General features: G+C 74.3%; 8 protein-coding genes. 3 read left to right on the forward strand and 5 right to left on the reverse strand.

Features of this window, described 5'->3' with window-relative positions:
- Positions 1-54: 54 nt before the first annotated feature.
- Positions 55-1,068, reverse strand: coding sequence for an aldo/keto reductase family protein (locus ACFQ80_RS22150; RefSeq protein ID WP_430565160.1), 1,014 nt, complete (start codon positions 1,066-1,068; stop codon positions 55-57).
- Between the two features lie 55 nt (positions 1,069-1,123).
- Complete coding sequence (locus ACFQ80_RS22155; protein WP_430551041.1) at positions 1,124-1,738, reverse strand: DUF3043 domain-containing protein; 615 nt, start codon at positions 1,736-1,738, stop codon at positions 1,124-1,126.
- Positions 1,739-1,846: 108 nt separating this feature from the next.
- On the opposite strand from ACFQ80_RS22155, the gene ACFQ80_RS22160 reads away from it, so the two are divergent.
- Both ACFQ80_RS22160 and ACFQ80_RS22165 read left to right on the forward strand, forming a co-directional pair.
- A complete protein-coding gene (locus ACFQ80_RS22160; protein WP_430565163.1) occupies positions 1,847-3,214 on the forward strand; it encodes a dipeptidase in 1,368 nt (455 codons plus the stop codon).
- Between the two features lie 16 nt (positions 3,215-3,230).
- The gene (locus tag ACFQ80_RS22165) at positions 3,231-4,031 is read left to right on the forward strand and encodes a hypothetical protein (protein WP_430565161.1); all 801 of its coding nucleotides are present in this window, start codon (positions 3,231-3,233) and stop codon (positions 4,029-4,031) included.
- A 22-nt stretch (positions 4,032-4,053) separates the two neighbouring features.
- Here ACFQ80_RS22165 and ACFQ80_RS22170 read toward each other — a convergent pair whose 3' ends face one another.
- The 3 genes from ACFQ80_RS22170 to nadA all read right to left on the reverse strand — a co-directional run bounded on the left by ACFQ80_RS22170 (position 4,054) and on the right by nadA (position 6,554).
- Complete coding sequence (locus ACFQ80_RS22170) at positions 4,054-4,590, reverse strand: acyl-CoA thioesterase (RefSeq protein WP_430565164.1); 537 nt, start codon at positions 4,588-4,590, stop codon at positions 4,054-4,056.
- Between the two features lie 63 nt (positions 4,591-4,653).
- A complete protein-coding gene (locus ACFQ80_RS22175; protein WP_430551043.1) occupies positions 4,654-5,265 on the reverse strand; it encodes a DJ-1/PfpI family protein in 612 nt (203 codons plus the stop codon).
- A gap of 56 nt (positions 5,266-5,321) precedes the next feature.
- Positions 5,322-6,554 (reverse strand): quinolinate synthase NadA, encoded by a 1,233-nt coding sequence (nadA, locus tag ACFQ80_RS22180; RefSeq protein WP_430565165.1) that lies wholly within the window; start codon positions 6,552-6,554, stop codon positions 5,322-5,324.
- Positions 6,555-6,713: 159 nt separating this feature from the next.
- Here nadA and ACFQ80_RS22185 point away from each other — a divergent pair, with 159 nt between their 5' ends.
- A complete protein-coding gene (locus tag ACFQ80_RS22185; protein WP_430565162.1) occupies positions 6,714-7,190 on the forward strand; it encodes a hypothetical protein in 477 nt (158 codons plus the stop codon).
- The last annotated feature ends 87 nt before the right edge of the window (positions 7,191-7,277 follow it).

The raw sequence follows: 7,277 nt of genomic DNA on the forward strand, positions 1-7,277 counted from the left end.
GCTCAGGACGACGACCCACCGCGACGTCGGGCCCTCCCGGAACCGTCTTTGCGGTCAGGCGACGCGGGTCTTCGGCGCGTTCTCGGCGGTCTTGGCCGGGTCGCGCACGACGACGTCGCCCAGGACGTCGTCGATCGTCGCCAGGAGCTCGGCGGGGATCGTCACGCCGGACGCCTTGACGTTCTCGGCGACCTGCTCGGGCCGGGACGCGCCGACGAGCGCCGCCGCGACGTTGTCGTTCTGGAGCACCCACGCGACGGCGAGCTGCGCCATCGACAGCCCCAGCTCGTCGGCGACCGGGCGCAGGTTCTGCACGCGGGTGAGCACGTCGTCGTCGAGGAAGCGGCGGATGCTCGACGCGCCGCCCTTCTCGTCGGTCGCGCGCGACCCGGCGGGCAGCGGCTGGCCGGGCACGTACTTGCCGGACAGCACGCCCTGCGCCATCGGCGACCACACGATCTGCGACAGCCCGCACTCCTGCGAGGCGGGCACGACCTCGTCCTCGATGACCCGCCAGAGCATGGAGTACTGCGGCTGCGAGGAGATGAGCTGGAACCCCAGCTCCTTCGCCAGGGCCGCGCCGGCGCGGATCTGGTCCGCCGTCCACCCGGAGACGCCGATGTACAGGGCCTTGCCCTGGCGGACGATGTCGGCGAACGCCTGCATCGTCTCGGTGAGCGGCGTCTCTGTGTCGTAGCGGTGCGCCTGGTAGAGGTCGACGTAGTCCGTGCCAAGGCGCTTCAGCGAGCCGTTGATCGACTCCATGACGTGCTTGCGCGACAGACCCGTGTCGTTGGGGCCGCCCGGGCCCGTCGGCCAGTACACCTTGGTGAAGATCTCGAGCGACTCGCGTCGCTCGCCCGCGAGGGCGTCGCCGAGGACCTGCTCGGCCTTCGTGTTGGCGTACACGTCCGCGGTGTCGAACGTCGTGATGCCCGCGTCGAGCGCGGCGCGCACGCACTGCGTCGCGACGTCGTTCTCGACCTGCGAACCGTGGGTGAGCCAGTTGCCGTAGGTGATCTCGGAGATCTTCAGACCGCTGTTGCCGAGGTACCGGTAGTTGACCATGCGTCCACCCTAGGGCGGGCGCAGGGTCGCACCGGACGGTGCCGGCGGTGCCGGGTCACTCCGGCCAGACGCCGTGCTTCTTCGACGACGGCTTGGGCAGGCGCGAGCGGCGGATCTGGAACGCACGCATGACGGCGTACATCATCGTGCCCTTCGGCACCTCGCCGAACTTCAGCAGCAGCCGCTTGCGGAGCCCGCGCCACAGCAGGAAGGCGTCGGCGATGGTGAGCAGCACGACGGCGTACAGCAGCATCAGCACGAGCGCCGACATGGTGACGTTCTGCATGAAGATGAAGTTCAGGACGATGAAGCCGAACGCGACGGGCAGGAAGAACTCGCCGAGGTTCCAGCGCGCGTCGACGTAGTCGCGCGCGTACCGCTTGAGCGGGCCCTTGTCGCGCGGCGGCAGGTGGCGCTCGTCGCCCGTCTGCATCGCCCGGTACTCGAGGTTGCGCTGCTCGCGCGCCTTCTCCCGTGCCGCCTTCGTCGCCGCCTTGCGGTCGTCGGGGACCAGCGGGCGCTTGTTGGCGGCCTCGGCCACGCTGCGCTTGGGCGTGGGGCGGCCCTTGCCGGAGGGGGCGCCGGCCTTCTCGATCTCGGCGGCCGCGTCGACGGGGTCGGTGGAGTCGGGGGACGACGGCGTCGCGTCGGGCTTGTTGCGGGAGAACACGCTCCCAGGGTAGTCGAGCGCGCGGGTAGCGTGAGCCGCGTGACCGACACCCCCCGCACCGCCCCTGCCGGCGTACCGACCGACCGGCCCGTCGACGACGCCACCACCCTGAGCGCGCACGTCGAGCGGCAGTTCCCCGCCCTCCAGGCCGACCTCGAGCGCCTCGTGCGCATCCCGAGCGTGTCCGCCGCCGCCTTCGACCAGGCGCACGTCGCGGCGAGCGCCGACGCCGTCGCCGCGCTGCTGCGCGACGCGGGGCTGCCCGACGTCCGGATCCTGCGCTCGGACCGCCCGGACGGGACCCCCGGGGCGCCCGCCGTGGTCGCCCGCCGTCCCGCGCCCGAGGGCGCCCCGACCGTGCTGCTGTACGCGCACCACGACGTCCAGCCCCCGGGCGACGCCGCCGCGTGGGCGACCGACCCGTTCGAGCCGGTCCAGGTGGGCGAGCGGTTGTACGGCCGCGGTGCCGCGGACGACAAGGCGGGGCTGGTCGCGCACGTCGGCGCGCTGCGCGCCCTGGCCGCCGTGGCTCAGGAGGGCGGCACGGACCTGCCCGTCGGGATCACGGTGTTCGTCGAGGGCGAGGAGGAGTCGGGGTCCCCGAGCTTCCGCCGGTTCCTCGCCGACCACCGCGAGCTGCTCGCGGCGGACGTCATCGTGGTCGCCGACTCCACGAACTGGAAGGTCGGCGTGCCCGCCCTCACCACGTCGCTGCGCGGCCTGGTCGACGGCGTGGTCGAGGTCGAGGTGCTCGGGCACGCGGTGCACTCCGGCATGTTCGGCGGGCCGGTGCTCGACGCGAACACCCTGCTCGCACGCCTGATCGCGACGCTGCACGACGACGCCGGCAACGTTGCGGTGGCCGGGCTGGTCGCCGCCGGCGAGCCGGAGGTCGACTACGAGGAGGCGGCGTTCCGCGCCGACTCCTCGGTGCTCGACGGCGTGACGCTCGCGGGCGAGGGCACCATCGCCGGCCGGCTGTGGACCAAGCCGGCGCTCTCGGTGATCGGCATCGACGCCACGAGCGTCGCGCACGCGTCCAACACCATCGCGCCCCGCGCGGCCGCGAAGCTGTCGCTGCGCATCCCGCCGGGGCAGGACCCGCAGGCGGCGGAGGACGCGCTGCGCGCCCACCTCGAGGCGCACGCGCCGTTCGGCGCACGGGTCGCCTGGCGCTCGGGCGAGCAGGGGCGGGCGTTCCACGCCGCGGAGGACTCGGCCGCGATGCGCGCCGCGCGCTCGGCGTTCGCGGCGGCCTGGGGCACGGACCCGGTGGACATCGGCGTCGGCGGGTCCATCCCGTTCATCGCCGACCTGCTCGAGTTCTTCCCCGAGGCCGCCGTGCTCGTCACCGGCGTCGAGGACCCGGACTCCCGCGCGCACGGCGCCGACGAGTCGGTGCACCTGGGCGAGCTGCGCAAGGTCGTGCTCGCCGAGGCGCTGCTCCTGCGGCGCGTCGCCGAGCTCGAGGGATGAGGGAGGGGGCGACGTGATGTCGCAGCAGCTCGAGGGTGCGGTCGCCGGGGCTCGGATGGTGCCGATGCTGCCCTGCGGCGGCACGGAGGAGGACCTCGACGCGATGGTGGCCTTCTGGACCGCGCTCGGTCTCGAGGTCACCTACCGCCAGCAGCGCCCCAACCCGTACGTGGCGTTCGGGCGCGGCGGGTTCGACGTCCACTACTACGGGATGCCCGACTGGGACCCGGAGCAGAGCCACTCGACCTGCGCGCTCGTCGTCCCGGACACCGAGCCGGTCTACGAGGTGTTCGCGGCGGGGCTGCGGAACCTGTTCGGGCGCCTGCCCGTGTCGGGCGCTCCGCGGATCACCCGTCCGCGGAAGCGGGCGAACAACGCGGGGCTCAGCGGGTTCAGCCTCGTGGACCCGGCGGGGAACTGGGTGCGGGTCTCCCGGGCACCCGACGCGCCGGTCGTCGCGGGCGAGGGGGGCACGACGTCCTGGACGACGGAAGGCGGCGGCCCGCTGGCGCGCGCCCTGGAGAACGCCGTCGTCGTCGCGGACTCGCACGGGGACGTCGGCCAGGCGCGGAAGATCCTGGGTGGCGCCGTCCGTCGTGCGCGGGCGGCGGGGGCCGCCCCGGCCGCGGGCGAGCTCGCGCCGGCGCTCGCCTACCTCGCCGAGCTCGCCGTGCGGGCTGGAGACCCCGCCGCGGCGGGCGAGCTCGTCGCCGAGCTCGAGGCGCTCGCCGACGCCGCCGGCCGCGACGCGGAGGGGGACGCCGTCCGGAGCGCGCTGTCCGAGGCGCGAGCGCTCCGCGACGCCGGGCCCGCCTGAGCCGGCCCGATCCCGGCGCGGGTCAGGCCTCCGACCGGTCCCGGTGCGCGACGTCGACCGCCCGCGCCCAGGCGGCGACGTCGTCGGGGAGGTCCGGGCTCTGCGCGGGCGCCTCCGGCCCCATGAGCGCCACGACGTCGGGCGCGGGGACGCGGGAACTCCCCGGGCCGAGGAACCGGCCGGCCACGTAGCCGCGGCCGTAGAGCTGCCCCCGGCACGTGAAGACCTGCTCGATGTAGATCACGCGCTCGTCCCAGCCGAGGACGCGCGTGCTGATCTCGAACCGGTCGCCGAGCTTGAGCGAGCGCTTGTAGGTCATGGTCGACGCCGCGACCACCGGGTACCACTTGCGGTCGCCGATCTTGGCGAAGCCGTCGAGGTCGGCGATGAAGTTGGACCGCGCCACGTCCATCATCTGCAGGTACGAGCCGTTGTTGACGTGCAGGTACAGGTCGAGGTCGCCGGGGTGCACGCGCATGCGCGTCACGGACGGGTCGAGCAGGCCCTGGCCGGGCACCGGCTTGCGGGGGCGCAGGGAGGCCCAGGTGAGCTGGATCATTCGAGTCACCTGCGCAGGTTATATCGGCGACCGCCGGTATCAGATACCTGGGCTCGTCGACCGTCAGACGGGGGGAGCGGGGTCGTACTGGATGCCCCGGCGCACCGCGCGCGCGACCTCGGTCGACTCGAGCCGCGCCACCAGGTGCAGGGCCATGTCGATCCCCGCCGAGACGCCGGCGGCGGTCACGACGTCCCCGTCGTCGACGAACCGCGCCTCGGTGTCCACGACGACGCTCGGGTCGATCTCGGCCAGCTCGTCGTAGTGGTCGCGGTGCGTGGTCGCCGGCCGTCCGGCCAGCAGCCCCGCCGCCGCGAGCACCAGGGCTCCGGTGCACACGCTCGCGAGGACCGGGGTCTGCACGCGCACCTGCCGCAGCCACTCCAGGTGCGTCGGGTCGGCGATCATCGCGCGAGTGCCCCAGCCGCCCGGGTAGACGAGCACGTGCAGCGGGCCGACGTCGTCCGCGGAGTGCGCGGGCACGACCCGCAGGCCCTTGGCCAGGCGCACGCCGTCGCCGTCGCGGGAGAAGGTGCTCACGTGCGGCTTCGGGCCCGACTCGGTGCTCGAGTGCTGCTCCCAGGCCGCGAGCACCTCGAACGGCCCGACGACGTCGAGCTCCTCCGCGTCGTCGAACACGAAGATGCCGATGTGGAGCCCGCCGTCGGTGCTCATGCCTTCTCCTGCGTCGTCAGGGCCGTCGCCGGCCCCTGGTCAGATCTTGCTCACGGTCAGATGCCGGGCAGCGCCAGCATCTGGTCGAGCGCCACCCGGGCCCAGTGGGCGTCGTCGGCGTCGACCACGATCCGGTTGACCATCCGCCCCTCGACCAGCGACTCCATCGCCCACACCAGGTGCGGCAGGTCGATGCGGTTCATGGTCGAGCAGAAGCACACGGTCGAGTCGAGGTAGTGCACCTGCTTGTCCGGGTGCGCCTTGGCGAGGCGGCGCACCAGGTTGAGCTCGGTGCCGATCGCCCACGCGCTGCCGGGCTCGGCGGCGTCGAGGGCCTTGATGATGAACTCGGTGGACCCCACCTCGTCCGCCGCGGTGATCACCTCGTGCTTGCACTCCGGGTGAGCGATCACCGTGACCCCGGGCACCTTCGCCCGGACGTCCTCGACGTTGCGCGCCGAGAACCGCCCGTGCACCGAGCAGTGCCCCCGCCACAGGATCATGCGCGCGTCGCGCAGCTGCTGCTCGGTGAGGCCGCCCAGCGGCTTGCGCGGGTCGTAGACCACGCAGTCGTCCAGGCTCAGGCCGAGCTGGAGGACGGCGGTGTTGCGGCCCAGGTGCTGGTCCGGCAGGAACAGCACCTTGCCGGTGCCCTCCACGCCACCCACCCGGTCGAACGCCCAGCGCAGCGCGACCTGCGCGTTCGACGACGTGCACACGGTGCCCCCGTGCCGGCCGGTGAAGGCCTTGATGGCGGCGGAGGAGTTCATGTAGGTCACGGGCACGGTGTCGCCGGCGATGCCGACGTCCTGCAGCACCGCCCACGCCTCCTCGACCTGGCCGATCTCGGCCATGTCGGCCATGGAGCAGCCGGCGGCGAGGTCGGGCAGCACGACCTGCTGCGCGTCCGACGTGAGGATGTCCGCGCTCTCGGCCATGAAGTGCACGCCGCAGAAGAGCACGAACTCGGCGTCGGGACGGGCAGCGGCCTCGCGCGCGAGCTTGAACGAGTCGCCGGTGACGTCGGCGAAGTCGATGACCTCGTCGCGCTGGTAGTGGTGCCCGAGCACGAACGCGCGCTCGCCCAGGGCGGCCCGCGCGGCGCGGGCGCGCTCCACCAGGTCCGGGTCCGACGGCGACGGCAGCGCCCCGGTGCACTCGACGCCACGTTCCGAGGCGAGGTCGCGGCCCTGGCCGAGGAGCAGCAGCGCGGAGGGTGCGGGCTCGGCGAAGCCGGTCGTGGTGCCGGTCGTGGCGCCGGTCGAGGTGCCCGCGGTGTCGTTCAGCAGGGTGGTCACCCGCCTATGTTTCCACAGGGCCTGCGTGCGGCACGCCGCGCGTCCGTCCCCGGCGGGGGCGCGTGCCCGAGCCGTCGGCCTGCCGTCCGCCCCTCCGGCAGCACGCCCCGGGGGCGTCCGCGCCTCGGCTCGGTGTGCCACGATCGCGGCATGCAGGTGCTGCTCTGCGTCGGCGAGGACGCCGGCCCCCTGGCCCCCGCGCTCGCGACGGCGTGGCGGGAGGCCGCGCCGTCGTGCGCCGTGACCACCGTCGTCCTGCCCGACCCCGCGCCGCCGGGGGAGGCCCACCCGTCGTCCGTCGGGGTGTTCGTCCCCCTCGACGCCCTCGGGCTGGCGAGCGTCTCCGGACCGGAGGACGGTCCGCTCGCCGCCCCGGCGGCGACGTCCGACCTCGTCGTCGTGCACGTCCCCGTGCTGGACGGCACGACCCTGCGCGAGGGGCGCGTCCCCGCCGCCGTGGCGGCCGCCGCCCCGCACGCCGTGCCGGTCGTGGTGCTGGCCGGCCGCACCGAGGTCTCGCGCCGGGAGTGGTCCGGCGCCGGCGTGAGCGGCGTGCACGAGACCGGGGCCGACGTGGTCGCGGCGACCGCGCGCGTGGCGCGGACCTGGGCGCCTTCCTGGGCCTGACCGGTCGGGGGGGGGGGGGCGGGGGCGACGGCCCCCCCCCCCCCCCCCCGCGGAGCCGGACGAGCGCCCCCCCCAGGACCCCCGAGG

It is taken from the genome of Isoptericola sp. NPDC056578, from assembly GCF_042793275.1.
Taxonomy (GTDB): domain Bacteria; phylum Actinomycetota; class Actinomycetes; order Actinomycetales; family Cellulomonadaceae; genus Isoptericola.

Excerpts from the sequence above, each read along its gene's own strand:
- ACFQ80_RS22185 (WP_430565162.1), top strand. The coding sequence starts at position 6,714 with ATGCAGGTGCTGCTCTGCGTCGGCGAGGACGCCGGCCCCCTGGCCCCC.
- ACFQ80_RS22150 (WP_430565160.1), bottom strand. The coding sequence starts at position 1,068 with ATGGTCAACTACCGGTACCTCGGCAACAGCGGTCTGAAGATCTCCGAG.
- ACFQ80_RS22170 (WP_430565164.1), bottom strand. The coding sequence starts at position 4,590 with ATGATCCAGCTCACCTGGGCCTCCCTGCGCCCCCGCAAGCCGGTGCCC.
- ACFQ80_RS22175 (WP_430551043.1), bottom strand. The coding sequence starts at position 5,265 with ATGAGCACCGACGGCGGGCTCCACATCGGCATCTTCGTGTTCGACGAC.
- ACFQ80_RS22165 (WP_430565161.1), top strand. The coding sequence starts at position 3,231 with ATGTCGCAGCAGCTCGAGGGTGCGGTCGCCGGGGCTCGGATGGTGCCG.